The 25,060-nt window shown below is 73.1% G+C and carries 22 protein-coding genes; 6 read left to right on the top strand and 16 right to left on the bottom strand.

Translation table 11 applies throughout. The features are described 5' to 3' along the window. Positions 1 to 188: 188 nt before the first annotated feature. Positions 189 to 1,421: a sensor histidine kinase gene (locus tag PUR56_RS22710; RefSeq protein WP_329950266.1), complete on the top strand. Its 1,233-nt coding sequence runs from the start codon at positions 189 to 191 to the stop codon at positions 1,419 to 1,421. Between the two features lie 34 nt (positions 1,422 to 1,455). Here PUR56_RS22710 and PUR56_RS22705 read toward each other — a convergent pair whose 3' ends face one another. The 3 genes from PUR56_RS22705 to PUR56_RS22695 all read right to left on the bottom strand — a co-directional run bounded on the left by PUR56_RS22705 (position 1,456) and on the right by PUR56_RS22695 (position 4,545). After that, a complete protein-coding gene (locus PUR56_RS22705; RefSeq protein ID WP_329950265.1) occupies positions 1,456 to 2,223 on the bottom strand; it encodes a hypothetical protein in 768 nt (255 codons plus the stop codon). A gap of 643 nt (positions 2,224 to 2,866) precedes the next feature. Continuing rightward, positions 2,867 to 3,484 (bottom strand): RNA 2',3'-cyclic phosphodiesterase, encoded by a 618-nt coding sequence (gene thpR, locus PUR56_RS22700; protein ID WP_329950264.1) that lies wholly within the window; start codon positions 3,482 to 3,484, stop codon positions 2,867 to 2,869. A gap of 320 nt (positions 3,485 to 3,804) precedes the next feature. Then, the gene (locus tag PUR56_RS22695) at positions 3,805 to 4,545 is read right to left on the bottom strand and encodes a class I SAM-dependent methyltransferase (RefSeq protein WP_329950263.1); all 741 of its coding nucleotides are present in this window, start codon (positions 4,543 to 4,545) and stop codon (positions 3,805 to 3,807) included. A 381-nt stretch (positions 4,546 to 4,926) separates the two neighbouring features. Here PUR56_RS22695 and PUR56_RS22690 point away from each other — a divergent pair, with 381 nt between their 5' ends. Further along, the gene (locus PUR56_RS22690; RefSeq protein WP_329950262.1) at positions 4,927 to 5,388 is read left to right on the top strand and encodes a ribonuclease domain-containing protein; all 462 of its coding nucleotides are present in this window, start codon (positions 4,927 to 4,929) and stop codon (positions 5,386 to 5,388) included. A gap of 139 nt (positions 5,389 to 5,527) precedes the next feature. On the opposite strand, the gene PUR56_RS22685 is transcribed toward PUR56_RS22690, so the two are convergent. The 5 genes from PUR56_RS22685 to PUR56_RS22665 form a co-directional block, all read right to left on the bottom strand. Beyond that, a complete protein-coding gene (locus PUR56_RS22685; protein ID WP_329950261.1) occupies positions 5,528 to 6,358 on the bottom strand; it encodes a PhzF family phenazine biosynthesis protein in 831 nt (276 codons plus the stop codon). A gap of 286 nt (positions 6,359 to 6,644) precedes the next feature. Then, positions 6,645 to 7,628 (bottom strand): SDR family oxidoreductase, encoded by a 984-nt coding sequence (locus tag PUR56_RS22680; RefSeq protein ID WP_329950260.1) that lies wholly within the window; start codon positions 7,626 to 7,628, stop codon positions 6,645 to 6,647. Between the two features lie 214 nt (positions 7,629 to 7,842). Beyond that, on the bottom strand, positions 7,843 to 8,775 hold the full coding sequence (locus tag PUR56_RS22675) for an alpha/beta fold hydrolase (RefSeq protein WP_329950259.1): 933 nt from the start codon (positions 8,773 to 8,775) through the stop codon (positions 7,843 to 7,845). Positions 8,776 to 9,011: 236 nt separating this feature from the next. After that, entirely contained in the window at positions 9,012 to 9,926 is a 915-nt protein-coding gene (locus tag PUR56_RS22670; protein ID WP_329950258.1) for an SDR family oxidoreductase, read from the bottom strand. Between the two features lie 331 nt (positions 9,927 to 10,257). Next, positions 10,258 to 10,710 (bottom strand): hypothetical protein, encoded by a 453-nt coding sequence (locus tag PUR56_RS22665; protein WP_329876646.1) that lies wholly within the window; start codon positions 10,708 to 10,710, stop codon positions 10,258 to 10,260. A gap of 336 nt (positions 10,711 to 11,046) precedes the next feature. On the opposite strand from PUR56_RS22665, the gene PUR56_RS22660 reads away from it, so the two are divergent. From PUR56_RS22660 to PUR56_RS22650, 3 genes are all read left to right on the top strand, one after another. Further along, positions 11,047 to 11,664, top strand: a complete 618-nt coding sequence (locus PUR56_RS22660) for a HEAT repeat domain-containing protein (protein ID WP_329950257.1) — start codon at positions 11,047 to 11,049, stop codon at positions 11,662 to 11,664. 282 nt (positions 11,665 to 11,946) lie between these two features. Then, a complete protein-coding gene (locus PUR56_RS22655; protein WP_329950256.1) occupies positions 11,947 to 12,321 on the top strand; it encodes a hypothetical protein in 375 nt (124 codons plus the stop codon). 561 nt (positions 12,322 to 12,882) lie between these two features. Beyond that, the gene (locus PUR56_RS22650; protein ID WP_329950255.1) at positions 12,883 to 13,608 is read left to right on the top strand and encodes a dienelactone hydrolase family protein; all 726 of its coding nucleotides are present in this window, start codon (positions 12,883 to 12,885) and stop codon (positions 13,606 to 13,608) included. Positions 13,609 to 13,834: 226 nt separating this feature from the next. Here the strand turns inward: PUR56_RS22650 and PUR56_RS22645 are convergent, their stop codons facing one another. The 3 genes from PUR56_RS22645 to PUR56_RS22635 form a co-directional block, all read right to left on the bottom strand. Continuing rightward, positions 13,835 to 15,115 (bottom strand): pyroglutamyl peptidase, encoded by a 1,281-nt coding sequence (locus PUR56_RS22645; RefSeq protein ID WP_329950254.1) that lies wholly within the window; start codon positions 15,113 to 15,115, stop codon positions 13,835 to 13,837. Positions 15,116 to 15,463: 348 nt separating this feature from the next. Then, positions 15,464 to 16,996 (bottom strand): hypothetical protein, encoded by a 1,533-nt coding sequence (locus PUR56_RS22640; RefSeq protein WP_329950253.1) that lies wholly within the window; start codon positions 16,994 to 16,996, stop codon positions 15,464 to 15,466. Positions 16,997 to 17,414: 418 nt separating this feature from the next. Next, positions 17,415 to 17,918 (bottom strand): hypothetical protein, encoded by a 504-nt coding sequence (locus tag PUR56_RS22635; protein ID WP_329950252.1) that lies wholly within the window; start codon positions 17,916 to 17,918, stop codon positions 17,415 to 17,417. 533 nt (positions 17,919 to 18,451) lie between these two features. Between PUR56_RS22635 and PUR56_RS22630 the strand changes: the two genes are divergently transcribed. Beyond that, a complete protein-coding gene (locus tag PUR56_RS22630; protein WP_329950251.1) occupies positions 18,452 to 19,144 on the top strand; it encodes a polysaccharide deacetylase family protein in 693 nt (230 codons plus the stop codon). Positions 19,145 to 19,204: 60 nt separating this feature from the next. On the opposite strand, the gene PUR56_RS22625 is transcribed toward PUR56_RS22630, so the two are convergent. The 5 genes from PUR56_RS22625 to PUR56_RS22605 all read right to left on the bottom strand — a co-directional run bounded on the left by PUR56_RS22625 (position 19,205) and on the right by PUR56_RS22605 (position 24,994). After that, the gene (locus tag PUR56_RS22625) at positions 19,205 to 19,372 is read right to left on the bottom strand and encodes a hypothetical protein (protein ID WP_329950250.1); all 168 of its coding nucleotides are present in this window, start codon (positions 19,370 to 19,372) and stop codon (positions 19,205 to 19,207) included. 214 nt (positions 19,373 to 19,586) lie between these two features. Further along, complete coding sequence (locus PUR56_RS22620; protein ID WP_329883820.1) at positions 19,587 to 20,678, bottom strand: vWA domain-containing protein; 1,092 nt, start codon at positions 20,676 to 20,678, stop codon at positions 19,587 to 19,589. Between the two features lie 749 nt (positions 20,679 to 21,427). Continuing rightward, the gene (locus PUR56_RS22615; RefSeq protein WP_329950249.1) at positions 21,428 to 21,949 is read right to left on the bottom strand and encodes a hypothetical protein; all 522 of its coding nucleotides are present in this window, start codon (positions 21,947 to 21,949) and stop codon (positions 21,428 to 21,430) included. Between the two features lie 247 nt (positions 21,950 to 22,196). After that, the gene (locus tag PUR56_RS22610) at positions 22,197 to 23,390 is read right to left on the bottom strand and encodes a PP2C family protein-serine/threonine phosphatase (RefSeq protein WP_329950248.1); all 1,194 of its coding nucleotides are present in this window, start codon (positions 23,388 to 23,390) and stop codon (positions 22,197 to 22,199) included. Then, positions 23,387 to 24,994, bottom strand: a complete 1,608-nt coding sequence (locus tag PUR56_RS22605) for a sensor histidine kinase (RefSeq protein ID WP_329950247.1) — start codon at positions 24,992 to 24,994, stop codon at positions 23,387 to 23,389. The genes PUR56_RS22610 and PUR56_RS22605 overlap by 4 nt, the downstream gene beginning before the upstream one ends. Between the last annotated feature and the right edge of the window lie 66 nt (positions 24,995 to 25,060).

Raw genomic sequence — 25,060 nt, 5'->3', positions numbered from 1 at the left:
CTGCACGAACTCCTCGGCATGCCCACCGACGAGGCGTCCGTCAACATCACCCGCAGCCGCCTCGGACGCCTCACTCGCCAAGGCTTCCTCACCCAACCCGGACGAGGCCGCTACCAGAAACGGACTTAACGTCCACTGAGATCCGAGCGATGAACGACTGGTGCCGTGGAGTCGTCACCCAGCCGTGGATGACCAGGGACACCGTCCCCACGGTGATCTTCGCGGACGGGACGTCCTGTCCGCCGAACGAATCCCGGTCCGTGGAAGTCACGGACGGCGACCTGCCGGTGGCGGGCAGCGGGACGAGCGAAGCCGGCGCACGCTCCTACTTCCGCAACGGGCGACTGGTCAACGGTGACGCCGTGCGGGTGTACGTGGTCAGCTACGGACCCGTCGTGTTCAACGGCAGGCCCACCACTGCAGCCGTCGCGCTCTCCCAACCCCTGCGCCCGGTACACGACGCGCTGTTCGGACTCGCCCTGGTCACGGCCGCCGTCGCCGCGCTGGTGATCGCGGCCTCGGCCACCGGTGCGTGGTGGCTCGCGCGAAGGGCCCTGCAGCCCGTCGACCGCCTCACCCGGGCGGCCGAGCACATCGCACGTACCCAGGAGCCGGGCACGACCATCGACGTGGCCGGCGGCGACGAGATCGCCCGCCTCGGCCGGGCGTTCAACGCCATGAGCACCGCTCTCGCCCGTTCCCGCGACAGCCAGTCGCAGCTGATCGCCGATGCCGGCCACGAGCTGCGTACCCCGCTGACCTCCTTGCGCACCAACATCGATCTGCTGGTCCGCAGCGAGGAGATCGGGCGGCCACTGCCCGAGGGCACGCGTGCCAAGGTCTTCGCCAACGTGAAGGCCCAGATGGTGGAGCTGTCCACCCTCATCGGCGACCTGCTGGTCCTCTCCCGTCCCGTGCCGGCGGTGGGTCCCGTGCCCGTGCTGGGACTGCACGACGTCGCCGCCCGCGCACTGGACCGTGCAAGGCTGCGCGGGCACTCTCTGACGTTCAACGTCGATCTTCAGCCGTGGTACGTACGGGCGGACACGCACACCCTGGAGCGGGCCGTGGTCAACCTTCTCGACAACGCGGTGAAGTTCAGTCCGGTCGGCGGAGCCGTCGATGTTTCGCTCGTCTCCGGCGTTCTCACGGTCCGTGACCACGGACCGGGCATCGCGCCTGAGGACATGCCGCACGTGTTCGACCGGTTCTGGCGCGCGCCGACCGCGCGGCAGTTGCCCGGTTCCGGCCTGGGCCTGGCGATCGTCGCCCAGGCGATCCACGACGCCGGCGGCGAGGTGTCGCTCGCCGAGGCGGCGCCCGGAGCGGACGGTCAGACGGGCGGTGCGGTCGCCACCGTGAGGCTGCCGGGCTCGCCGACACCTCCCCCGCAGGCGGCTCCAGCGCCTTCGCACCCCTGAGCCCGCGTGGCGTGCCGGGCCGGCGTGCGAGGGGTCAGCCGGCGGTGCGGGTCAGGTCGTCCCGGGTCTCCAGGTAGGCACAGAGCTGCGCCCACGTGGAGACTGTCCGGCCGTTGGGGGACGGGGTCAGGGCCGGGACGGGGTGTTCGCCGACCAGGACCAGCCCGGCGCTCTCCCGTTCGGCGCGGCCGTCGTCCGTGATGACCACCTCGGTCCGCTTCCACCGCGGGTGGTAGCGCCGCTCGGGGATCTCCGCCAGATCGGGCGGATCGGGGAGGTCCGGTCCGGGGTGGTCCAGGAACCGGATGACCGGGCCGGTCGAGCAGCCCGCGTCCGCCCGGCCCGCCACCCGGAGCAGGTACGTACGGCCGCTCCGCGCCCGGTACGCGTAGACCCGGCCCGGGACGGCCCGCGCGGGCTGCGGGCCGCGGGCGCGAAGCGGACGTGGTTCGGGCTGGGGGCCCTCCAGCCGGGCTCTCAGCCGTCGCAGGACAGCGGCCCGCCGGCGCACTTCTGCGGCGCCGGCTTCCTGCCAGCGGTCGAGGTCGCCGCCCGCGTCCAGCAGGGCCAGGGCCTCCCGCCGGGCGGAGCCGGTCAGTCGTCCGAGCCGCGACTGGGTGTCCGCCAGGGCGAACCGGACCACGGCCCGCTCGTCCGGGTCCGCGAGTTCCTCGGCGAAGGCGCTCAGCACCCGCGCTTCGGCCTCCTGGGTGTCCGTCCCCGCTTGCAGGGCGTCGCGGTAGGCGTCGCGGACATCGCACGCGGTGTCGTCCGCGTACAGCCCTGTCCCGTCCGTTCCCACGCTCTCCGGTCCTCTCGCCGACAGCCGGCCCACGCCCGGCACGCTGATTCTGACCGGTTCGTGGACGATCACTCGTACGAAGTCTCCCACGCCGCTCCCGCCGGCCTCCTCGTGTCGAGCCGCAGGCGGGCGACGGGCAGGAGGGACTGGCCTCCGCCTGCCCGGCCGACCCGTTGGCCCGGCGCCTGCTCCAGGGCTTTGAGCCGGTGCAGGCGGCGGGCCTCGTCGCCGGTCGCCCCGAAAGCAACCGGCTGCCGGCGCCTCCCTGTGATGCGGTGTTCGGCGCAGTAGGCGCCGTCGGCGTGGGGGGCTCGTCGACGTAGTAGCGCACAGAGTCCCAGGGCATGGGGGGGAGTTCTTTTTCTTCGACAACTCAAGGGAGCCCGCCACCGGATCCCCTGATGTCGGAGGTGTCCATCACTCTTCACACAGAAGGCCACATGGCGGCAATGCGCCACCTTCGCAGGAGCGCCCCACTTCTCGGACTTTTCGAGGCCCGCAAGTATGTCTTGGCCATTCAGAACGGGGAGCCTCCCGCAAAGGATCTAATGCGACTCACCCGAAAGTTCGAAACCTTCACCTCTCTTCCGGTATTGCGAATTTCGGGTCCTTTGGGCTGATGGCTCAGAAGCACGTCTGACGGCTACGGCTCGGTGAGGGCGCCGTCGCCGTCGGACCGGACGGCGGCGCCGAATCGCCACGCCTCGATGTCGCGATAGTGGATCGGCCCGGGGCCACGGCCGATGTTGCTGCCGACGAGGTGGAGACGTTCGGTCCACCACGCCCGGCCCACGAACCCGCCGAGCCCGGCCGCGGCCTGCGGCACGCTGGTGGGATCGTCGCGGCGGGAGCGGGCCAGGGTCAGGTGGGGGCGCAGCGGGCGGTCCCTGAACTCGACCCCGCAGGACCTGATCAGGTCCCGGACGTCGGCGGTGAGCAGGTGCAGTCCCTCCAGGTCCCCGTCGATCCCGCTCCACAGCAGTCGCTGGTCGAAGTGGCCGCCGCCCCGAAGGCCCAGGTGCAGGGCGGGGTACGACGCGGCCGCATCGGCCAGGACCGACCTCAGGAGCGGCACCGCCCCGGAGGACAGTTCACCGAGGAAGGCCAGGGTGATGTGCCAGTCCTCGATCCGGTTCCACCGCAGCCGCGGGTACGCGGCGTAGGCGGGCTGCAGGGCCCGGGCCAGTTCGTCCTTGGCGTCGTCGGGCGGGGCCAGTGCCACGAAGACACGGAGGGTCGAGGGCTCGGGGTGATCATCCACGAAGGGGGAGGTTAGCCGAGGGCGGGTCGCCCGCGCTCGGCGGTGCCGACGGAGCCGACGCCGACGCCCTGATCGTCGGCCGCCACCCCACTGTGACCGCCGCACCCCCCTGGGGCATATCACCGGGGTCCGGGCACCGGGGTCGGGCGCCGGAACCGGGCACCGGGGTCGGGCTCGGCGGTGGGCCGGAGCTCGGGAGTCTGCCCGGCGTGACCCTCGACGGTGCGGCGGATCCGTCTCCCCCTCGGAACCTCACCCGGCGTCCCTGGGGTCACCTCCGACACAGCCGCGGCAGACAGCTGTCGGCGGGCGGCGGGCGCTCAGCTGCCCGGACGGACGGCCTCTGCCACGGCAACGACGAACCAGTGGGCCGGCAGCGCTACCCGGGTGCCGTCCGGATGGCGCTCGCTCATGGCGAGGTCGCTCTCGCCCTGGTCGAGGATCTCCAACCCGGCCTCGTGCAGCAGCTCGGGCAACTCTCCCGAAGCGACCTCGGCCGGGCGCAGTTGGTGCTTGCGGACCTGTCGAAGCTTCTCCGGCGGGCCACCGGGCCGTTCGGCGACCTGTTGGAGCACCGCCTTGGCGGCTGCGGTCGGCTCGACCACGAAACCCCGGCCGCGTCGGCCGAGCAGCAGGGAGACGGCCTCCGCGACCGGCACCCGGTCGTCCGGGTCGCTCTGGTGGAGCACGGCCCGCAGGTAGACGTTGGCCTCGCCGATTCGGTCGCCGAGTCGCCGCACCCCCTCCAGGTCGGTGAGGTCGAGCTGTTCGAACTCGGCCACTGCGTCGCGGTCCGCCCGACGGGCGTGTGCCACGGCCGCGGCGGACAGGTCGACGCCCACCGCGCGCGGGAAGTGCCCGGCCAGGTAGCGGGTCTGGGTGCCGTTGCCGCAACCGAGGTCGACGATCGGCAGCGTGCGGTCGACGTGGGCCGCGAAGAGCGCGATGTGCGGGGCCGCCGTCAGTGTCGCGTCCGCGTCCCAGAACGGCTCCCCCGGTTCTCCCGTGTTCTCGGCCCAGAAGCCCTCCCACGCGCGTACGTAGCGTTCCGAAGCACTCATCAGCAGGTCTCTCCCGTGTGTCGTGGCAGCGATGACAGCCTCCATACCGGGCCTGGCAGCGGCGGAAACCACTCGGCTCGATCCTTCACACCGCGTTCGACCCCGCGCCGGTAAAACCACCGGACGGGTGAGTCCTGGCGGGGCCGGAGGCGTCGGTCGAGCAGGGACGCGGCCCCGCCCCGGCCCGACCGGGCCATGCCCGGGGGTTGTGGGAGGTAGCGGTCCGCCGGAGCCGGCGACGGGCGCGCGGACGGATGGGCCGGCGGTTCTCGACCGGTTCGTCGAGACCTTCGAGGAACGCCCCCCCGGGCCCTCCGACCACCCCGAGCCATGCGGGTGACGCAGCGTGACAGAGCTGCCCCGCGCTCGTTCATACCGGGCATGACCACACTCAGAAGTCTGCGGCGCCTCGCCGCCGCCACCCTGCTCCTGGCTGCCGTCGTCGCCCCCTCCGTATCGCCCGCCGCGGCCGCGCCCACCGGGTCCGCCGCACACCACGCGGTGGTCCGCGCGATCATCGAACCCCCGCTGCCCGTCGAGGATTTCCCGCCCCAGGTCGACGAAGCGTGCCACATCTGGCGGGGGCTCGGCTGGCCAGCCGCCGACCGCCCCCGCGACTACCCCGCGGGTGACGGCCTGGTGATCCGCGGCAGCAACGTCTACGGCAACCGCAGCGGCGACCTTCCCAAGGACGGCCGCTACCGCGAGTACGACGTCAACCCGCGCACCCTCGGCACCCACCGCGACGCCGAGCGCCTCGTCCGCAACCCCGACACCCGGACCGTCTGGTACACCGACGACCACTACGACAACTTCCGCGAGATCACCTCCGGCTGTTCCTGACGGACCGCGCCCCGCACCCTCCCGTCCCCGGTCCTGCCCGGGTGCCCCGGCCGTGCCGGACGCGGCCCGGCCCGGGGCGGAACGGGAGGGGACGGGGCGGGGCGGAACGGGAGTCACGTCCCCCTCCGTCCTTCGGGCGTCAGACGTGCAGGGTGCCGTCCAGGACCGTGACGGCGTTTCCGGTGAGGTGGACACGGTCGCCGCTCAGAGCCGTGCGCACCAGGCCGCTGCGTGACGACACCTGGAGGCCGGTGAGCTCCTCGCGGCCGAGTCGGGCCGACCAGTACGGCGCGAGCGTGGTGTGGGCGCTGCCGGTGACCGGGTCCTCGGGGATGCCCCTGGCCGGTGCGAAGAAGCGGGAGACGAAGTCGTGGCCCTGGGCTCCCTCGGCGGCGGGGGCCGTGACGATCACGCCGCGCAGTGCCTCGCGGGTGGTCAGCTCGGCCACGGCGTCGAAGTCCGGCCTGAGGTCCCGGACCGTGGCCTCGTCGGCGAAGACCGCCAGCAGGTCACCGAGGCCGTCGGAGCGGAAGGCGGTCTCGGGAGCGGCCCCCAAGGCGCCGGCGAGCCCGTCCGGCACGGCCACCGCGGTACCCGGGGCCGCGACCGGGAAGTCGAGTGTGATGGCACCCTCCGCGTCGGCGTGGGTGACCAGGACGCCGTGCTTCCGGCTCAGGAACCGGACGGCCCCGACGAGGCCCCTCTCGGCGCGAAGCGCGTGCGCCGTGGCGAGTGTCGCATGACCGCAGAGACCGGCCTCGACCCGCGGGGTGAACCAGCGGACGGCCCAGTCGGCCTCGGACGAAGCGGGCAGCGGAAGGGCGAACGCGGTCTCCGAGTGGTTCATCTCGGCCGCGATCCGCTGCATCCACGCATCCTGCGGCCACTGCCCGGCAGGCAGCAGACAGACGGCCGCCGGGTTCCCGGAGAAGGGACGATCGGTGAAGGCGTCGACGACGAAGAGGCGCATGCCCGGACCGTAACGCCGCCCGGGCCCGCACCCCCAGGGCCAATCCGAGACAGGTGGCCCCCTTCCCCGCCGCGCCGCGGCGGCCCTGGCGGGGGGACCGCGCCGATCCGCAGGCCGGGGCCCCCAGGTCCGACGATCCGTCAAAGCCCGCCGTACCGGCCGTCACACCACTCGGCGCAGGCCCGACCGGAACCGGACGACGGCAAGGACGCGGCGATCGACACGGGCGCGGGTGCGGGTGCGGGTGCGGGCTTAACTGCCGAACGGGCCTGCGGGGAGGGGTGGTTCACGGTGCCCACGGTGCGCAGCGTCGGACGTTGTGGGCGAGGGCCCGGAGGACGTCGGCGCGGGTCACCTGGGCGGGGAGGAGGCGGCTCAGGTGGGAGGGCATGTCGGGCTGGTCGGGTGGGAGGAAGCCGAGTTGGGCCACGCGGGCCATGCCGCGGGTACGCGGTTGGGGCGTGGTGGGGTCGGCCAGGAGCGGTCCGCGGGCCGGGCGGCCTGCCTCGTCGAGGAACTCGATGCAGGCCCGTTCCAGGTCGGCCGCGGTCAGCCGGGCGGGGCCGGCGGTGACCCAGTGGAGGCCGGGCGCCCTGGTGTCGCCGTCGATGAGGGCTCCGGTCAGCGCGGTGACGTAGTCGACGAGGGTCTCCATGGGGAGGATGTCGGTCCAGTGGTCGGGGCGGACGGGCAGTCCGCCGGGGCGCGCCTGGAGCATGACCGTGAACAGGGCGTGGGGGAACTGGTGTCGCGGTGGGGTGGCGGCCCGGAGGGCGGCGAACAGGAGGGCGGTCCGCACGACGGCGACGGGTTGGCCGCAGTGGGTGGCCAGTTCCTCGGCTCGGCGCTTGGAGCGGCCGTAGGCGCGCATGGAGCGGGCGGCGAGGTCGTCGCCGGTGACCTCGAAGGCGGCCGAGGCGGAGGAGAGCAGGACCACGGGGACGCGGGCGTCGTCGGCGAGTTCCAGGATTCTGCGGGTGCCTTCGGCGTTGACGGTGTCGAAGGCGGCGTGGTCGCGCGGGGCGAAGTCGGTCAGGCCCCCGCAGTGCACGACGGCGTCGATGCCGGCGGCCAGTTCGCGGCGCCGGCCGGCGTCCAGTCCCAGGCCGTCGACGGTGAGGTCGGCCTGGAGGCAGGTGGTGGCGCCTTCGGGCCGGCGGCGGTGGACGAGCGCGGTGACGTCGTGGTGGACGGCGAGTGCGGGGAGGAGGTTCGCCCCGATCACGCCGGTCGAGCCGGTGAGGAGGACGGTGGGACGGGCTGGGGTCATGGTGGCCTCGGGTGGGGAAGGGGCGGTGTGGTGCCGGGAGGGGCGGCCCGGTGGCGGAATTGGCGGCCCGCCGGCGGGGCGTCGGGACCGTGGGGCTGCGCGGCCGGTTCGCCCGCCGGCCGGGGCGGCGGATCCAGTTCGGGCCGATGCCGGCATCCGGGTGCGGGGTGAGGCGGTGGCGGTGGGGCCGGTGCGGAGCGGGTCGGGCTTCGACTCAGGCCATCGCCGTCAGGGCGCTCGGCGCCGCCTCGGGCCTGGCGGATTCCGACGGTGCCGTGTACTCCACCGGGTGGCAGTAGGAGAGGCCGTCGAGGGACTCGCCGGTCACGAAGCGGGTCAGCAGGTCCCCGGCCCGGGCCGGGAGTTCCAGGTGCATCGCGTGGTCCGCGTCGTACGCCAGCACGAGGCGGGCATCGGTGCAGGCCGAGGCGACCTCGCGGCACAGCTCGGGCGGAGTGAAGCGGTCGTGCTCGCCCGTGACCACCAGGACGGGCACGGTGATCGGCGGCTGCGGCGACGGCGTCTGCCGCAACAACCGCAGGGTGTTGTGGCGGTACTTCTCCCGGTCCGCGCCGACGATGTCGCGGAACATGGAGTGCAGGATGCGGCGCACCGCCGCCTGCCGGGTCACCCGCGCGCCCGGTGTGGAGCGCAGGATGACGTCGGCGCTCAGTTCGGCGAACTCCACCATCCGCCCGTCCTCCAGCAGGTCCACGCTGCGCCTCAGGTCCTCCCGGACCGCGTCGGGGACCCACAGGAGCGGCCCCGCCAGGACGATGCTGCGTACCGCGCACGGGCGGGTCTGGGCGTAGCGGTGGGCGATGCCGGAGCCGTACGAGGCGCCGAGCACGTGCACCTGCCCGCGCCCGTGCCCGGCCGCCTCCAGGAGGTCGTGCAGGGCGCCCGCGAGGAAGTCCACGCCCAGGGCGGCGGGCAGGGTCTCGGCATCGCCCCACCCGGGCAGGTCCACGGTGAACACGTGGAACCGCTCGGCGAGCACCGCCTCGAAGCGGCCCCAGGCCGCCTTGCGCTGAAGGGCCCCGCCGATCAGCACGACCGTGTCGACGTCGGGGTCGCGGTGTCGCAGCGTGCGCCCCTCGGACCTGTATCCGCCGTAGCCGGACACCACGAACTCTTCGAAGGCCAAGACGTTCCCCTGCTCCTGCGAACCCTGGCGGCCCGGTCGGATGCGACCGTGACGTCCGCTCCGTCAGGTGCAACGATCATGGCGGGGTACGGTCACGTGGACGGCCCGGGGAATCGGGCTCGTCAAGGCGCCGGGACCGGGGCGGGCCCGCTCGCGGCGGGGGCGTGATCTCCGCCGGCAGAGCTGCGGAGGGTGTCCGCGAGCCGCCGGCGGTCGCTGGGCACCCTCCGCCGGGGTCAGTCGTCGCTCGCCCGCCCGATCCGGGTGAGGGCGGTGGCGGGCGGGGTGTGGAGGGCGAACAGGCGGGTCTTGAGGTGGTCGCTGAGCCACAGCGGCGCCGCGTACTGCAGGGCGGTGCCCAGGTGGGCGTCGAGGCCGACGGTGTACCTGCGCCGTGGGCGCGGGACGCTGAGGGCCCTGGCGATGACGCGGGCCACCGGTTGCGGCCCGCCGGCCGAGCGCTGGATGCGGGCCAGGAGGCTCGCGGTACGGTCGTGGACACCGGCGTCGGTGCGGGTGGTGGTGAGGGAGGACAGATCCTCCCGGGCGCGGTCCCAGAACGGGGTCGCGACGGTGCCGGGCTCGATCAGGACCACCTGCACGCCGTGGCGGCGGGTCTCCATGCGCAGGCTGTGCGTCGCCGCACTGAGCGCGTGCTTGCTGGCGGTGTACCAGCCGTTCATCGGCGCCGGGATCCGCGCGGAGGCGGAGGAGACGGTCACGATCCGCCCCCGGCCCCGTCGGCGCATCGCGGGCAGCACCAGCGCGCACATGCGCAGCGTGCCGACGACGTTGACCTCCATGATCTCGCGGATCCGGTCCTCCGGGGGGTCGGTGATCGCACCCGTCAGCGGGATGCCGGCGTTGGCGACCAGCGCGTGGGGGCCGCCGTCGGTCAGGTCGGCCGCCTGCGCGACGGCCTCGCGGCAGGAGGCCGGATCGGTGAGGTCCATGACCACCGCATGCAGCGTCAGGCCTCGGTCGCGGGCGGTGCGGACGAGCGCGTCGGCCTTGTCCCGGGAGCGGGCCGTCCCGATCACGCGGTGGCCCTGGCGGGCCAAGAGCAGCGCCGTGGCCAGGCCGATCCCGCTGGTCGCGCCCGTCACCAGTACGCCGGCCGACCGACCGGGTCCGCTTGTCTGCTCGTTCACGGCTTGTTCGCTCCAGGGATAGGCGGGTGGCCGTCCCACGGCGGGCCGACCCCGGGCAGCGTGCGACCCTGCCGGGGGAAGGTGACGGGACCGGCCCGGTGACAACGACCGTGCACCCGCCCGGGTCACACTCGGCACGGCTCGGACCCGCCCCCGTCGGCCGGCCCGCCCCCCCTTCGGGTTCCACTTCGCCGCCCCGGGCCCCGGTGAACACCCGATCATGTGACGGGGCAATCCCGCGGCCTCGGACTTCACGGACCTGTCCGGGGCGGTTCCGGCCTCGTGTGCCGCAACCGCCCCGGACGTGGATCCGGTGCGCAGCCGTCCGGGATCAGCAGATGTGCCAGGGACCCCAGCCGTTGTCGAAGGTGCGACCCCAGATACTGTTGTCAGCGCCCCACGCACCGATGGTGGACGGGTTGGGCCAGGCCACCCCGTACTTCAGGTTCTCCCCGCCGAGGCTCGCCCAGGGGGCCCATGACCCTCCCGGGGTGGTCTGCCGCGAGGACCAGATCGCGTGGTCGGTGCCCAGACCGCTGACCTCCTTCCGACCGTCGGCCCAGGTCACGGTGGTGACCTGACTTCCGCACAGGAGCACGCGCGAAGGGGCTCCGTAGGTGACCCAGGTGTTACAGCCGCTCACTCCGTCGTAGTAACCCGGAGCGGATCCCACTTCGAGGTCCACGTAGTGGTCGGTCGGCGTAGCGTGCACCGGCGCAGCGAGGCCGAACATTCCGGCAACGACGGCGAATAGAAGCGCGATTAAACGTACCTTCTTCTTCAAGGGTCCGCCTCTTCATTCACTCCGGGGAATCTCCTCCGGGAACTCAGAAGTCTCCCAGAGGAGTTTCGCGAATCCGTACCCCCGTGGAGGTATCTGTAAGACCTCCTCATACGGGATGCGGACGGGCACCAGTACCACCTGCCCGCACCCGTCCGCGCCTGGACGCCGTCCGCGAGGTGGGCGGCCGGCGCCTTGCGAGCCCCGGAGTTCACGTCTCCCGTGCACTGGAGGAATCGGTCCGGCCGAGGCAGACGGGGTTCGATGCCACGAACCGCTGTGTCAGTGCGAAGACCTATGGTGTCGCCAGAACGGAACCACTCAGGACAAAGGGTCGAAATGGCACTGACGCTCGATGAAGCCGTGGCGCAGCTCGGCCACCGGCTCTCCCCCAAACGGCGTTCCGCCGCGACACGGCTGCGTCGGCTTGCCGACCCTACGGCGGGTCCCTCGCTGTTGGGGGCCCTACAGCAGGAGGTCCGTGACGTCCGCACATGGGAGACCCAGTACCAGATCGTCATGGCTCTCGGGATGTGCGGTCACCGACCCGCCCTCGGCCTGCTCCGGGAACTCGCGCAGCGCCCTTTCAAGGCCACCGCGGTGTACGTCGCGCTCGGCGACGCCATCGTCCGGCTCAGCAGTTCCGAAGACACCTCCGACTCCCTGCGGTGGTGTCTCGACAGCGGCACCCCGTTGCTCGCCGACGGGGCTCTGCGCGCCGTCGCCATGCAGCGGCTCTCCCCGGACGCCGCCACGATCGACTACGTCCTCGACTTCCTCGGCCCAATGGACCCGTACGACGGCCTCCGGTTCTGGGCCGCTGCCGCCGCAGCGGGCTGGACGGGCCCTCGGGTCGGTGACTTTCTCCAGGAATGCGCGGCGGGCCCCCGGGCCGACGTGGCTGGCGCCGCAGCCTCCTCACTGCAACGCAAGTACCAGACCTACGCCACCTTGTAGAAGTTCGCAGCGATAGGGGCGAAAAGGATTGTCCGACAGCACCCGCCTTCTGCGAGAGCGCACCGCCCTTCGAGACTTACGCCTTCCGAGCCGGCGGTCGGACCCGGCGGAGACAAACCGCCTCCGGTTCTCGATCAGGCCGGGCGGGCGTCTGGCCCGGCGGCGCCTATGCTCGCTGTGCGGGCCTGCCCGAGCAGGGCTGCGGCCCCGTTGGAGCCGGCTCCCCTGCGCGCCCGGCGGACAGTGGCAGGCGGCACCGATCGGCTGAGAGGCGGAGGACGCATGACCCTGGAGGAAGGCCGGCGTGTCCGGCTGACGGAGGATCTCGGGATCGGCGAGGCAACCGCCGGGGAGCTCGGGACCGTCGTCGGGTTCCTGTCCCTGGGAGCCGGGATCGAGGGCACGGTCGAGGGGGTGGACGGGGAACTGCCGCAGAGCGAGGACGCCCGCGAGTACGAGCGACTCAAGGCGCTCCTGGAGGACTACGGGCACACCATGCCGGCGGCGAGCCGAACGCGGCTGGAGGCGGAGATCGCCACGCTGGAGCCGACCTGGGCCGCCCACCGGGAGCCGGGGGCGCGGGCGACGGTCCGGGTCCGGTGGGACAACGGCCTCGTCCTCGACGGGGCGCACCAGGACATCCTCACCCCGTTGTGAGGGCCGGCGTCCTCGCGGCGGCGACGGACCGGCTTCGCGGGCGTACAGCCGGTTGCTCGGCGCCGCGCAGCAGGCGGGCCTGGACGAGGCGGGCGGGAGCGCTTCTGGCGCGTGCGCGTGACCTTGCGCCAGTGACCCTGGGGCGCTTGGGAACCGGCAAGGCGCATCGGGCCGCCGGGCTCGAACTCGACGACCGGTGTACATCGCCGGGACCGACTGCGCCACGGCCACCCGGCGACGTGGGCCGCGCCCGGCCCACGTACGCGCCGGGCGCGGTCCGGGCGGTGAGTGGGGGGAGACTCACCGACCGGACCACGTTCCGCTCACCCGGGGCTCTTCTCACCCTGATCCCGCCGGGCAAACCCACGAGTTCCTCGCGTCGGAAGGCCCGACCGGGAGATCGGTGTCAGCGCCCCCCTGTCCCCCGGTCAGGCCGCCGCGTGACGGGCGGCGGGCGGCGGGCGGCGGTGTCCGGTCGGGGATCGGCGGTCCGCAGCCGTACGTTCCGCCGACGGCGAAGTCCGGCCCGACCGGGCGCGACCGTGACTACAGTCCGGTCGTATGACGACGGTGACGACACGCACGGTCGAGTACCCGGCCGACGGCCTGACGATGATCGGGCATCTCGCCCTCCCTGCCGGTGTCGACCGCAGACCTGCGGTCCTGATAGGGCCCGAGGGGCCGGGTCTGAACGACTTCCAGCGCCGCCGGGCCGACGCCCTCGCCGAACTGGGCTACGTGGCGCTGGCCTTCGACATCAACGGCGGGCGCTGGTTCACCGACCCCCAGGAGATGCTGGCCCACACGACCCCCCTGCTCGCGGACCCGGACCGGATGCGGGACATCGGCCACGCGGCGCTCGACGTACTGCGCGCCGAGCCGCGGACCGACTCCGACCGGATCGCCGCCATCGGCTACGGCACCGGAGGCGCGATCGTGCTCGAACTCGGGCGCGACGGCGTCGACCTGCGCGCCATCGGGACCGTCAACGCGCTCACCACGGGCCGACCGGGCGAAGCCTCGCGCATCCGCTGCCCCGTGTGGGTCGGGGTCGGGTCGGAGGACCCGATCATGCCGCCCGCACAACGGGACGCCTTCACCGCCGAGATGCAGACCGCCGGCGTCGACTGGCGCCTCGTCGTCTACGGCGGGGCACTGCACGCCTTCCACCACCCTCCGGTCGACCAGGACGTGGTCCCCGGCGTCGGCCACCACCCGCAGCACGCGCAGCGGGCCTGGCGCGACGTGGTCGCCCTGCTTGCCGAGTGCGTGCCCCTCACCGGGTGAGCGACCCCGAGCAAGCCGTACAGGCTGCCCACTCCGACGTGGCAGACACGTAGGCGCGGGCGCCCCGGGCCGGGCCGAGGTCGGCGGCGACGTCGGCCCGGACGGCGGACGGCAGACGGCAGACGGCCAGAGCCGTACTCGGGCGAGGGCCGCGCCAACACGCCCTGCCGGCTGCCGGGCGCAGCTGACAGGGCGGCCGACGGGGCGACCGGGAAGACCCTGGCCGTCAGCCGACGGTGTGCCGCAGGATGTCGAGGATCTCGGCGGTGATCGCGGCCTCGTTCTGCTCGAACTCCGGCCCGGTGAGCTGCTCCGCCTGCTCCGGGAGACCGGTGAGCACGGGGGTGTGCAGGTGGCCGCCGGGCAGCTGCGGGGCGAGCTCCAGCCGTAGCCGGTTGGTGCGGTAGGCCACCTCGTTGGAGAGGTAGCCCCCGCCACCACCGGCGACCGCGCGCGAACCGGGGGTCGGGCCGTCCGTCCGGTCGACCGGGCCGCTCGCCCCGGCGGGGATCTCGGTGACGGTGGTGTTCACCTTGAGCGGGTACGGCTGCTGGACGGCGGTCATCGGCCCGGTGGGCAGGCTGGTGGCGATGAACTCCGCGCCGGGACCGAGGCCGGGGGCGGTGACGGGGTGCTCGCGGGTGCCACCGGACAGCGCGCCCGTGTTGTCGGGGTACGGGTCCGCGGAGCGGGACCGGCCGGCCCAGGCCTCCAGGGTGAACAGTCCGGGGTAGCCCTGGCTGACGGTGGTGATGAGGTCCGCGGACCGGTGGCCGGGGGCGAGCCGCGGGGCGAAGGCGCGCTCGACGATGCCGCGGTCGAAGTCGCCGTAGCGGACCGGGAACAGCACCGTCTGGATCTCCGCGGGGGTGCCGTCGGCCAGGACGATCCGCCGTCCGTCCAGTTGCAGGGCCGCCGAGCCCGACGGATTGGCGCGGCGCAGCTCGGCGTCCAGACCGAACGGGTCGAACCCGCTGACGAAGATCCGGCGCACGCCCGGACGGCCGCCGAACCCACTGTCGGCGAGTCCGCGCGAGGCGTCCTCGAAGCGCTGCCGCAGGACGGCGGCGTCGACGGCGAAGTCCGGTTTCCAGCGGCCGAGTTGCAGGGCCATGGCGACCCTGGTCCAGTACAGCGGCCGGTCGTCGACGGCCGGCAGGTCGCCGCCGGGACGGCGCCCCTGGGCGCGGTCGACGCCGGCCCGCCACAGTGCCTCGCCCCAGGCGTCGACCAGCCGGCCGGCCTGCTCGGCGGTGCGCGCGGTGCAGAGCGCTGTGGGGAACCGGCGGACGAAGTCGCCGAAGCCCCCGCGCTCGGTCAGGGCAGCGGTCCGCGGGTCCGCCGTACGTGCCTGTTCCCGGTCCGGCTGCGCGGAGTCGACGGTCCGGCAGTGGGGACGGGCCTGCTGCGCGGTACCGGCGGTGGCGGTGGCGGCGGGAGTGATCGTGGCGGCGAGTGCGCCGATGAGGGTCGCGGCGAGGGCGGCACGGCGCCGGGCGGTCGTCATGACGTGGACACTACATTCGCGCCCCCGGCTTCACCAGGGTGCCGCACCGTCACCGCCGACAGTCACGGTCGGCGGCGGCGGATCCGGACGGGACCCACGGCCCAGCAGTCTTCCGCCCCGCCGCCCCGCCCACCTCTGAAGGCACGCGGTGCGGCGGCGCGGGCCCCTCGTGGAGTGCGGGGTCCGCGCCCGGCGGACCGCGCTCACGGGCTCACGGGCTCACGGGCTCACGGGCTCACAACTGTCCTGCGGTGGAGGCGAATCGGCTCGCCCCCACCGCGCGGTCCTTCCACCCGGTGCTCCCGCCCGCGCGGTCGATCGGTCGGTGGTGCGGACAGCGGAACGCGGTCAGCCGTCGCCGTCCTGGCCCCGGTCGTCGCCGTCGCGGTGGTGCCCGGCGGACCGGGCGAAGACCTGGTTGTCGGTGCCCGCCGGGCCGCCGGTGCCGGCGACCAGGTTGCCGCTGGTCGAGCCGAACACCACCGTGTCACCGGCGGCGTCCACGACCGGGTCGATCGAGGAGCCGTTGCCGAGCGAGCCGTCCGGCGCGGTGGCGATCCGCTCGGTACGGCCGGTGCGCAGGTCGTGGCGGTAGACGTCCCAGCCCGCGTGCTGCGGCCCTGCCACCAGGTTGTCGGCGGCGGAGGTGAAGTAGAGCCAGCGGTTGTCGGCGGTGATCCGGCCGTGGTCGGACGAGCCGACCGACGCGGTGCCGGGCAGCCCCCCGCTGACCTTCGTCACGGTGCCCTTCCTGAGGTCCCGGACGTACAGCACGGTGTGGAACCGGTGGCCGTTGGTCGACCCGCCCGGCTCGGGCAGGGCGTAGATCGCACGCCGCCCGTCGGGGCTGATCGTCGCACCGAAGCTCGCGTAGCCGAGGTTGCCGTCGAGGTCGAGGCTCGCGGCGGAGATGCGGCCGGACTTCACGTCGTACGTGTAGTAGACGCCGGTCGTCGGCCGGGCGAGGCTCGTTCCCGCGCTGCGGGGCGTGGCTGCGGCGAGGCCCGGGGCCAGCTCCACGTCGGCGGGAGCGCCGCCCCCGACAGCCGCGGCGGCGACGGCAGGGGTCTCCTCGGCGGGCACCAGGTTGCCCGCGAGGGAGGTGAAGCCGATGGTGCGGCCGTCCGCGCTGATCGTCGGGTTTAGCGACATGCCGTCGCCCGGCTTGCCGTCCACCCCGCGGGTCACCAGACGGGTCTTCCCCGTCCAGCGGTCGGTGACGTAGATGTTGTAGTCCCAGGTGTAGGGCCTGGCCAGTGACGGGTCACCACCTTGCAGGTCCGGGACGAGGTCGGTCCGACTGGAGACGAAGGCCACGTACCGGCCGTTCGCACTGAGCGAGGGCGCGTACGAGGCGTGGAACCGGTCGGTGTCGGTGCTGGTGAGCCCACCGCTGACCAGCTCGGTGCGCCCGGTCCTCCGGTCGCGGACGTACACCTCGGTGCGCCCCTGGACCTGGACGCCGGGCACCACGTTCTCGGCCTCGCTGTCGAAGGCGACGTAACGGCCGTCGGCGTTGATCGCGACGTAGTCGGTGAAGCCGTCCAGCGCGTTGTCGTCGTCGGACAGGTTGACGCGCTCGGTGCGGCCTGTCCTCAGGTCGCGGACGTAGGCGTCGCGTCCGCTCTTCGCCGGCTGGGACACCAGGTTCGTGGCCCACGAGGTGAACAGGGCGTACCGGCCGTCGGCGCTGATCGCCTGGCTCCATGACTGGCTGTCCGGCACGGTGCCGTTCACCCCGACACTGATCTGGACGGTGCCGCGCAGTGCCGGGCGGGCCTGGGCGGGGGCCGCGGTCGCGGCGAGGACGGCGGCGGCGACGAGGACGCTGCCGCCACCGGCCAGCCACCGGTTGCGGACGGTACGGATGCGATGGGCCATGAGATCTGTCCTTCCCCTGGGATCACCCGGCCGGGCTCCCTCCCGGCGGCGGGCTCCAGGCGAGCCAATCGCCGGGAGGGGCGCCGGTCAACAGCCACAGGTGATCCCGGCGGAAGATACGTCAACAGACGTATACCGTCGGAGTCGCCGCCCGCCACGCGGGAACGCGCCTGCTCCGCCGTCGGTGTCGTCGGAGGCCGGCGTGTAGTCGCCCGGGGGCGAGGGTGGGGCCGCGTGGGACCGAGGGTGTCCGTGCAGGTCCGGCGGGCCCCGGGTCGAGGACGGCGCGGACGCCGTCCCGGTGGCGGTGGCGGGGGTGGGTCCGACGTGGACGGCCGCCCCCGGACTGCGGGGGCGGCCGTCACGGGCCGGGCCGCGGGCCGGGCCTGACCGATGGAGCGGCCCGGGGCGGCCCGGGTCAGGCGGCGAGCTGCCTCTCGGCGGCGAAGGCGGTGGCGGCCCGGGTGTAGCAGAAGTACCCCGCCGAGTCCTCCGCGTAGCGCCAGGGCAGGGCGTTCACGTAGCCGTCGACCAGCTGGAACTGTGCCATCGCCTCGACCGGCCGCTCCGTCATGACGTAGCACCAGGCGAGCAGGTGCCGGATCTCGGCGGCGCGGGGGTGACCGGCGGGTGCCGCGTCCACGGCCCGGCGGGCGGCATCGACGGCAGCCTGCGCGTACGGGGTGGACCAGTAGGTCTCCTCCGCGCCGTCCGGCTCGTGCTCGTGCAGCGCGATCAGCCGCATCCCGGCCAGCAGGCTGCTCTCCGGGGCAGCCGTGGCCGCGCGGTCGGCGAACGCGTCGGCCTGCTTCGCGGAGCCGTGCCACTTGGCGCACTGGTACTGGACCGCCGCGTAGTGGCCCGGGTAGTTGAACTCGTCCTCACGGGTGTCAGAGACCTCGCACTCGACGGCTGGACCCACGAACCCACCACCTCGGCCACCCTCACGTCCGGCTCGGCCCTGCTCACCGGCGCCCGCCACCGGATCGCCTTCGGTACGACACCCTGCGGGTCGAACAGCTCCGCGGCTACCTGACGGGCTCCCCCTGAGGCGGGCCCACGGACGCCTGCGGACCGCCGGACCGGGGCGAGAGGCAGACCCGGCACGACCCGCCGAGCCCCCACCGACGTTTTCGTGACCGTGATTTGACGATACGTCACCAAGGTGTCCGGTCCGGGAACGGAATCCGCGTTTGCCGTATCGCGGAGCCGCTCCGCTCGCGTTCAATGGTGCCCGACCGAAGCCCGCACGACCGTGCGCGGAGCTTTCGGCCTCGCACGGACCTCCCCGACCGGCCGTGGCGATTCGGCGACCCGGCGATCGAGAGGACACCCGGAGTGAAGCTCACAGCGAGAGCGGCGAGAGCAGCAGGAGCGGCAGAGGCCCGGACGAAGGACAGCAGGACGACACGCGGGAGGTCCCGGGTCCGGCTCGGCGTCACCCTGGCCGCACTGATGGCGTTCGCCACGGCACCGGCGACCGCGCAGGCCGCACAAACCGCGCGGACAGGGCACGACGACGCGGGGAGGCGCTGCTCCGGGGGCTACGTGGCACTCACGTTCGACGACGGTCCGACGGCGAGTACACCCGCGTACCTGAAGGCGCTGCGCGACGCCGGGAACACCAGGGCCACGTTCTTCGTGACCGGCGGCCTGGCCCAGACGCGCCCGGACGGGACCCCGCGGATCGCCGCGGAAGGCCACCGGATCGGCAACCACTCGTACACCCACGCCAACCTGGTCGAGCTCGACGCGCCCACCGCGTTCGCCGAGCTGCAGGACACCAGCCGCGTGATCCGGTCGCAGACGGGCCGGGCACCGACGCTCTTCCGGCCGCCGTTCGGCAGCACCGACGCGCGGACCAGGCAGGACGCGTCCAGGCTCGGGATGACGGAGGTGATCTGGACGACCGACACCGTCGACTGGAGCGGCATCCCCACCGAGACCGTCGTGGCGAACGCCCTCACCGTGAAGCCCGGCGGCATCGTCCTGCTCCACGACGGCCTGCCGACGACGCTCGCGGCGATCCCGAAGATCGTCCAGGGCCTCGCCGAGCGGCGCCTGTGTGCGGGCCAGATCGTGTACTCGGCCGAGCCCGTCGAGGCCTGGCCGGGGCTGACCTTCCACGCCAAGGCGGCCCGCTGGTGACGTAGCGATCGGGGCCCTTCGGCCGTCCGGGCACGGCGGCCCGGGCGGCCGAACGCCCGGTCAGCCGGCCGCGGGGCCCGCCGCGGGCTCGAAGTCGTCGAGGTAGGGCTCCAGGAACGGCGCCAGCTCGACGGCGAACGGCCGGGCTCCGGCCGGGGCCGGGACGGGGGCGGTGGTGGCGGGCTCGGAGAAGGGCTGCCACAGCGGGAGCCGGTCGGAGGTGTTCATGATCGCCAGTGTGACATGCCACGGACCCGCACCGAACCGATATAGGGGCGCAGCCCGGTCACGTCGGCGGCCGTCGGCCGACAGGAGCCTCGTCGCCACCCGTCAGCGGGCCCGGCCGGCGGCGCGTGGGACTGCCCGACCACCTCCGCCGCCACCCCGACCGACGGACTCCGGGACGCTGTCGGCCGGGCCCGCGCCCGGACGCCGTCCCCGGCTAGAGAATGACGAGCACGTTGGTGCCCGACACCAACTTCCGGTTGACGGAGGTCGATTGGACGAACACGGTGTACTCGGGGTTGTCGCCCGGCTTCACCGTCGCCTCCGACTTCGGCAGGCCGAGAAGCCGGCGGGCTGCCGGGCCCGAGAACACCCTGCCCGTCATCAGGCCGGTGGCCGGGTCCTTCTCCGCCACGGCGAGCTGCTTGGTGCCCTGGATCTTCTCGCGCTTGGACAGCTCGTAGAAGGCGCATCCGGTGGTGTACGGGTGTCCGGCGCCGGTGACGAAGTCGCGGATCGGTGACTGCTCGTCGACCGGGATCAGGACGTACTTGCCGGTGTCCAGGGCGTCGAGGCTGGCCTTCACCTCGGCCGTGCTCAGGTCCTGGCCCATGGAGAACAGGTTCTTGGTGCCGCGCACCCCCTGCTCGCGGCCCCGCAGGAAGTCCGTGGCAGCCTTCTTGACGGTGCCGATGGCCTCCTCGACGCCCTTGCTGGAGTCGGCGTCCCAGATCGCGATGTTGCCCGCCGGGAAGCCGTACTCCTGGGCGGTGCGCTTGGCCAGGGAGTTCGGGACGAGGATCGCCGAGGTCCAGTGGTCGGGAAGGTCGTCCATGGCACTCCGGATGCGGTCCATCCACGTGCTCAGGACGGCCTTGCCCCGGCTGCCGCCCAGGCGGGTGTGCATCCGGCCGGACTCCGAGAAGCCCGAGGCGTTCTCTTCGCCGTCGGTGACGACCACCTGGAGGAAGGAGTGCTCCCCGTACCCCTCCCAGATGTTCTTCAGGTCGTCGACGGACTTCACGGCCGCCTCGATCAGCGCCGTCGCACCGTTGTTGACCTCGTAGAGGCCCCGCAGGGACGGCAGGTGCTTGACGTCCATGTCCCAGACCAGGTTCTGCACCTCGTGATCGAAGGCGTAGAGGCTGATGCGGGTCTCGTGACCGAGCCGGTCGGACTCCTCCTGAAGGCCCTTCACGAACTCGTCCACCACGCGCACGAGCTGTGCCTCGTGCTGGCGCATCGAGCCGGAGTTGTCGACCACCAGCGAGACGTGGTTGACCTTGTGCTTGATCCGGTTCGCAGACAAGGTACTGCCCCTCTTCCCACGCTTCTTCGACGCCTTTCCGGCGCCCCCTCCAACGTTGTTCCCACCTTAGGTCGGGGCACTGACAGTCCCCTCCGACCTGGGGTTTCGCGAGGGTCGACGGTCCGTCGGGCCCACCTTCCGGAGCGGGCCGGTGCCTGATCCCCGGTCGCGTGGCTGCACTGTTCGGAGTGCTCGGCGGCCCGGCCCTGCGACACTCCACGACGTACGCGCCCGGCCCGGTGTCGGACCCGTACGTTGGCGAGCCGTGAGCAAAGCCACCGCACTCGGCACGTTCGTCCTGTCGGTCGCCGCCGTCGCCACGACCTCCCCGCCTGCGGCGCCGGCGGCCCCGGCCCCGCCGGTGCCGGCCACCTCGACCGCGTCGGGGGCCCGGCGGCCGAAGGACACGGTCTGGACCGGTACCGCCACCGACCGGTCGACTGGACGGCCTGCCGGGACGCCGCGCGCACCGCGAGCGGCACGCGGTGCGCGCGCCTCACCGTCCCCCTCGACTACGGCGAGCCGGACGGGCGCACCATCGAGATCGCCGTCTCGCGCATCGCGTCGACCGACCCTTCGAGACGGCGTGGCATCCTCCAGACCAACCCGGGCGGCCCCGGGGTCCGCGGACTGGGCATGCCCGGCGACCTGCTGAAGGTGATGGGCCCGGGCCTGGCGCGGGAGCAGGGCCCGCAGGCGGCCCGGGCCGGGAGCGGGGCGGCGGCTTCGCGGCGCCCGGCCCGGGACGTTCAGGCGGCGCGGCAGAGTCCTGCGGGGCCGGCCGGGGCCGAGGAGCGGGCCACGGTCGCGTACACCGGACGGGCGATGGGGGCGGGGGCCGCCTGCGAGCGGTTCCGCGCGAAGACCACCAGGCGCAGCACCGCGAACCGTGCGACACCGGCGAGTGCGGAGGCCGACAGGTAGACGGCCTGTTCGAGCATCGCTCCGGGCGCGGCCGCCAGTTGCTGCAGGGCGAGCATCGCGGCGCAGGTCACCGCGTACGCGGCCGCCGCCGAGCCGGCCGACTGCGCGTGCTGGCGCCGGGTCGCGCGGCCGCCCGCGCCGAAGGTGAAGCGGGCGTGCAGTTCGGTGGCGAGGAGCGTGGAGACCACGGTGATCAGGGCGTTGGCCAGGATCCAGGGCGTCCAGGAGGCGAGGGCCGTCACGGCGAAACTGGAGGCGAGCCCCACCCCGCCGCCGCAGAGCACGAAGCGGGCGAAGGCGGTGAAGGCTCCGGGCTCGGCCTGCTTCCGGCTCTGCGCTGTCTCCATGATCCGCCCCCGTCGATGACCACCTTACGAACCGCCCATGCGGTTTCCGATGAAGGAAACGCTACGTTGCCTTCAGTGCTCAAGCAACACGACAGTTGCAAAGAAGCGCCATTCATGCAGCTCATGGCAATATTTTCATTGCAATGGACTCTGGATCGAATGCAACGTCCACCGCCCGCTCGTTGCACTCACCTGACGGTGAACGCTCTGCCGGAGGTCCGGCGGGGGCTGCCCGCCGGACCGTCGGCTACCGGTTGTCCCAGTCGAGGCGCAGAACGGCGAGGTCGTCGGTGTGACGGCCGGCGTTCAGGGCGTGGGTCTCCTGGATGACGAGGTCCACGTGGGCGGCCGGATCGGTCGGCGGCAGTTTTCCGATCAGGGTGAGCAGCCCCTCGACGCCGAGGCGCTCGCCCATCGTGCCGTTGTGGCCCTCGGTCAGGCCGTCGGTGTAGAGGGTCAGGGCCGCGTTGGCCGGGAGCGGGACGACCGTGGAGGGCCAGTCGCGCAGCCCCGGCAGGAGGCCCAGGGCGATGCCGTGGGTGGCGGTCAGCTCCCGGGTGCCCTCCGCCGTGGTGAGGAGGGGTTCGTGGTGACCGGCGAGATGGAGGGTGGCGGTCGCCGCGTTCTGGTCGAGGGTGAGGAGGGTGCAGGTGGCGAACATGGACGGGCCGCCGCGCTCGGCGACGAGGATGCGTTCCATCAGGTGGAGCAGGTCGCCGCCCCGGTGTCCGCCGAGGACGAGGGAGCGCCAGGCGATGCGCAGGAGGACGCCGAGTGCGGCGGCGTCGGGCCCGTGCCCGCTGACGTCCCCGACGACGGCGTGCAGCAGTCCGTCGTCGCCCTCCACGACGTCGAGGAAGTCCCCGCCGAGCAGGGCCGTCGTGACGCCGGGGAGGTAGCGGGTGGTCACCGTCACCCGGGAGGTGTCGAGGATCGGCGGGGGCAGCAGGCCGCGCTCCAGGCGGGCGTTCTCCTCCGCCCGCAGGCGGACGGCCTGGGCCTCGATGTTGGCGCGTTCGGTCTGGCTGCGGTAGACGGCGTAGCGCACCGTCCGGCGCAGCACGTCGGCCACGACCATGCCCTTGACGAGGTAGTCCTGGGCGCCGGCGGCCATCGCCTCGGTGCCCGCCCGGGCTTCGGACAGCCCGGTCAGGACGACCACGGCCGTGTGCGGGGCCAGCGCGCGGACGGCGGTGAGCGCGGCGGTGCCGGACGCGTCGGGCAGGTGCAGGTCGAGGAGGATGCAGTCGACGGGGCTGGTGGCCAGCACCGTGCGGGCCGCGGCCAGCGTGGCGCTGACGGTCAGCTCGAAGCGCAGTTCCGTGTCGTGGAGGAGTTCCTCCACGAGCAGGGCGTCGCCCTCGTCGTCCTCGATGAGGAGGATGCGGTAGACCGGTTCGTCGGAGGCCGCCCCGGTGGCGGCTGCCAGGGCCGCGGTCATCGTGCCGGCTCCGCGCCGACGCGGGTGGCTTCCCGCAGCTCGGGACCGTCCGCGATCTCGGGGGCCTCGGAGGCGAGGGTGAAGGTGATCCGGGTCCCGTCCCGGTACTCGGGGTCGACCGCGATGGTGCCGCCGTGGAAGTCGACGATCTTCTTGCACAACGCCAGGCCGATGCCGCTCCCGTTGTAGGCGTCCTTGGTGTGCAGCCGCTGGAAGATCACGAAGACCTTCTCCGCGAACTCCGGCGCGATGCCGATGCCGTTGTCGGTCACCGCGAACCGCCACAGCTCCCCCTCCCGCTCGGCCGAGACGTGGATCTTCGGCTCCCGGCCGGGCCGGCGGAACTTGACGGCGTTGCCGATCAGGTTCTGCCAGAGCATCCCCATCTGGGTGGGGTCGGCGACCAGCGTCGGCAACGGGTCGTGGGTGACGAGCGCGCCGGCCTCCTCGATACCGACGCTGAGCGTGGCCAGGGTCTGCTCCAGCGTCGCGGTCAGGTCGACCTCCTTGTGGGCGTGGTGGAGCCGCCCCACGCGGGAGAAGTCGAGGAGGTCGTTGATGAGGGTCTGCATGCGGTTGGCGCCGTCGACCGCGAACCCGATGTACTGGTCCGCCTTCGCGTCGAGTTGCCCGCCGTACCGCCGCTGGAGGAGCTGGGTGAAGCTGGAGACCTTGCGCAGCGGCTCCTGCAGGTCGTGGGAGGCCACGTAGGCGAACTGCTCCAGCTCGGTGTTGGAGCGCTGGAGCTCGGCCGCCTGCGCGTCCAGGCGCAGGCGGGCCTCCTCGGTGAACGCGAGCTCCTGGACCAGGCGCCGGCGCATGGAGTCGATCTCACTGCTCAGCCGGCGCAGGTCGGCGGGGCCGACGGACGCGATGGGGTGGTCGAAGTCGCCGCCGGCGACGGCACGGGCGTCGGCCCCGAGCCGTTCCAGCGGAGTGGTGATGCCGCGGCGCAGCCCTTCGAAGATCAGCACCGTGAGGACCACGATCACCAGGGCGATCGCGGTGAAGATCCAGTTCCTCAGCTCCATGATGCGCGTGAGGTCGTCCCGCGCCTCGACCCGGTCCGCGCGCAGCCGCTCCTGCTGCCTGAGGAGCGCCGACCTCGCCGCGTCGAACGTGCTCTTGCCCTCCGCCGCCCGTTCGACGACCAGCGGTGACGGTGCCCCGGACGGCGAGGCCGCGGTCGGCCGGGCGATCCTCTCCTGCCACGTCGAGATCAGCCCCTCGACCTCGGCCAGGTCGACGAGGGCGTCGTCGTCGTCCCGGAGCAGGACCGCGAGTCGTGCGACGTGGGTCTCCTGCTCGGTGATTCCCTGCCGGTAGGGTTCGAGGAACTCGGGGTTGCCGGTGAGCCCGTACCCCCGGATGCCGGTCTCCTGGTTGAGCAGGGCCGACTCCAACCGGAACGCCGTGGTCACCGCGGGCGACTTGACGTCCACGAGGTCCTCGCTGATCGACGCCGTCCGCTCCAGCACCCATGCTCCGGTCACACCGAGAAGGCCCAACACCACCAGGGAGACGGCCGCACCCACCCGCAGCCATCGCCTGGTCGTCCACGTGGAAAACCTCCGCGTCCGCGGCGGCCTGTCGTAGCCGGTCATCCTCTGAGCTCCTCCGGTGTGGCGGCCGCGTCCAGCGGCGCAGCGCTCACTGTAGAGGGCATCCGA

The sequence above is a fragment of the Streptomyces sp. BE303 genome, assembly GCF_036290945.1.
Classification (GTDB): Bacteria; Actinomycetota; Actinomycetes; order Streptomycetales; family Streptomycetaceae; genus Kitasatospora.
Note: the sequence above shows the minus strand (reverse complement) of the source record. Positions and strands in the feature narration are given on the sequence as shown.

Bases quoted from the DNA above. Each gene is read 5' to 3' on its own strand.
- PUR56_RS22710 (WP_329950266.1), top strand. From the start codon at position 189: ATGACCAGGGACACCGTCCCCACGGTGATCTTCGCGGACGGGACGTCC.
- PUR56_RS22695 (WP_329950263.1), bottom strand. From the start codon at position 4,545: ATGAGTGCTTCGGAACGCTACGTACGCGCGTGGGAGGGCTTCTGGGCC.
- PUR56_RS22690 (WP_329950262.1), top strand. From the start codon at position 4,927: ATGACCACACTCAGAAGTCTGCGGCGCCTCGCCGCCGCCACCCTGCTC.
- PUR56_RS22685 (WP_329950261.1), bottom strand. From the start codon at position 6,358: ATGCGCCTCTTCGTCGTCGACGCCTTCACCGATCGTCCCTTCTCCGGG.
- PUR56_RS22680 (WP_329950260.1), bottom strand. From the start codon at position 7,628: ATGACCCCAGCCCGTCCCACCGTCCTCCTCACCGGCTCGACCGGCGTG.
- PUR56_RS22660 (WP_329950257.1), top strand. From the start codon at position 11,047: ATGGCACTGACGCTCGATGAAGCCGTGGCGCAGCTCGGCCACCGGCTC.
- PUR56_RS22655 (WP_329950256.1), top strand. From the start codon at position 11,947: ATGACCCTGGAGGAAGGCCGGCGTGTCCGGCTGACGGAGGATCTCGGG.
- PUR56_RS22650 (WP_329950255.1), top strand. From the start codon at position 12,883: ATGACGACGGTGACGACACGCACGGTCGAGTACCCGGCCGACGGCCTG.
- PUR56_RS22645 (WP_329950254.1), bottom strand. From the start codon at position 15,115: ATGACGACCGCCCGGCGCCGTGCCGCCCTCGCCGCGACCCTCATCGGC.
- PUR56_RS22640 (WP_329950253.1), bottom strand. From the start codon at position 16,996: ATGGCCCATCGCATCCGTACCGTCCGCAACCGGTGGCTGGCCGGTGGC.
- PUR56_RS22630 (WP_329950251.1), top strand. From the start codon at position 18,452: ATGGCGTTCGCCACGGCACCGGCGACCGCGCAGGCCGCACAAACCGCG.
- PUR56_RS22625 (WP_329950250.1), bottom strand. From the start codon at position 19,372: ATGAACACCTCCGACCGGCTCCCGCTGTGGCAGCCCTTCTCCGAGCCC.
- PUR56_RS22615 (WP_329950249.1), bottom strand. From the start codon at position 21,949: ATGGAGACAGCGCAGAGCCGGAAGCAGGCCGAGCCCGGAGCCTTCACC.
- PUR56_RS22610 (WP_329950248.1), bottom strand. From the start codon at position 23,390: ATGACCGCGGCCCTGGCAGCCGCCACCGGGGCGGCCTCCGACGAACCG.
- PUR56_RS22605 (WP_329950247.1), bottom strand. From the start codon at position 24,994: ATGACCGGCTACGACAGGCCGCCGCGGACGCGGAGGTTTTCCACGTGG.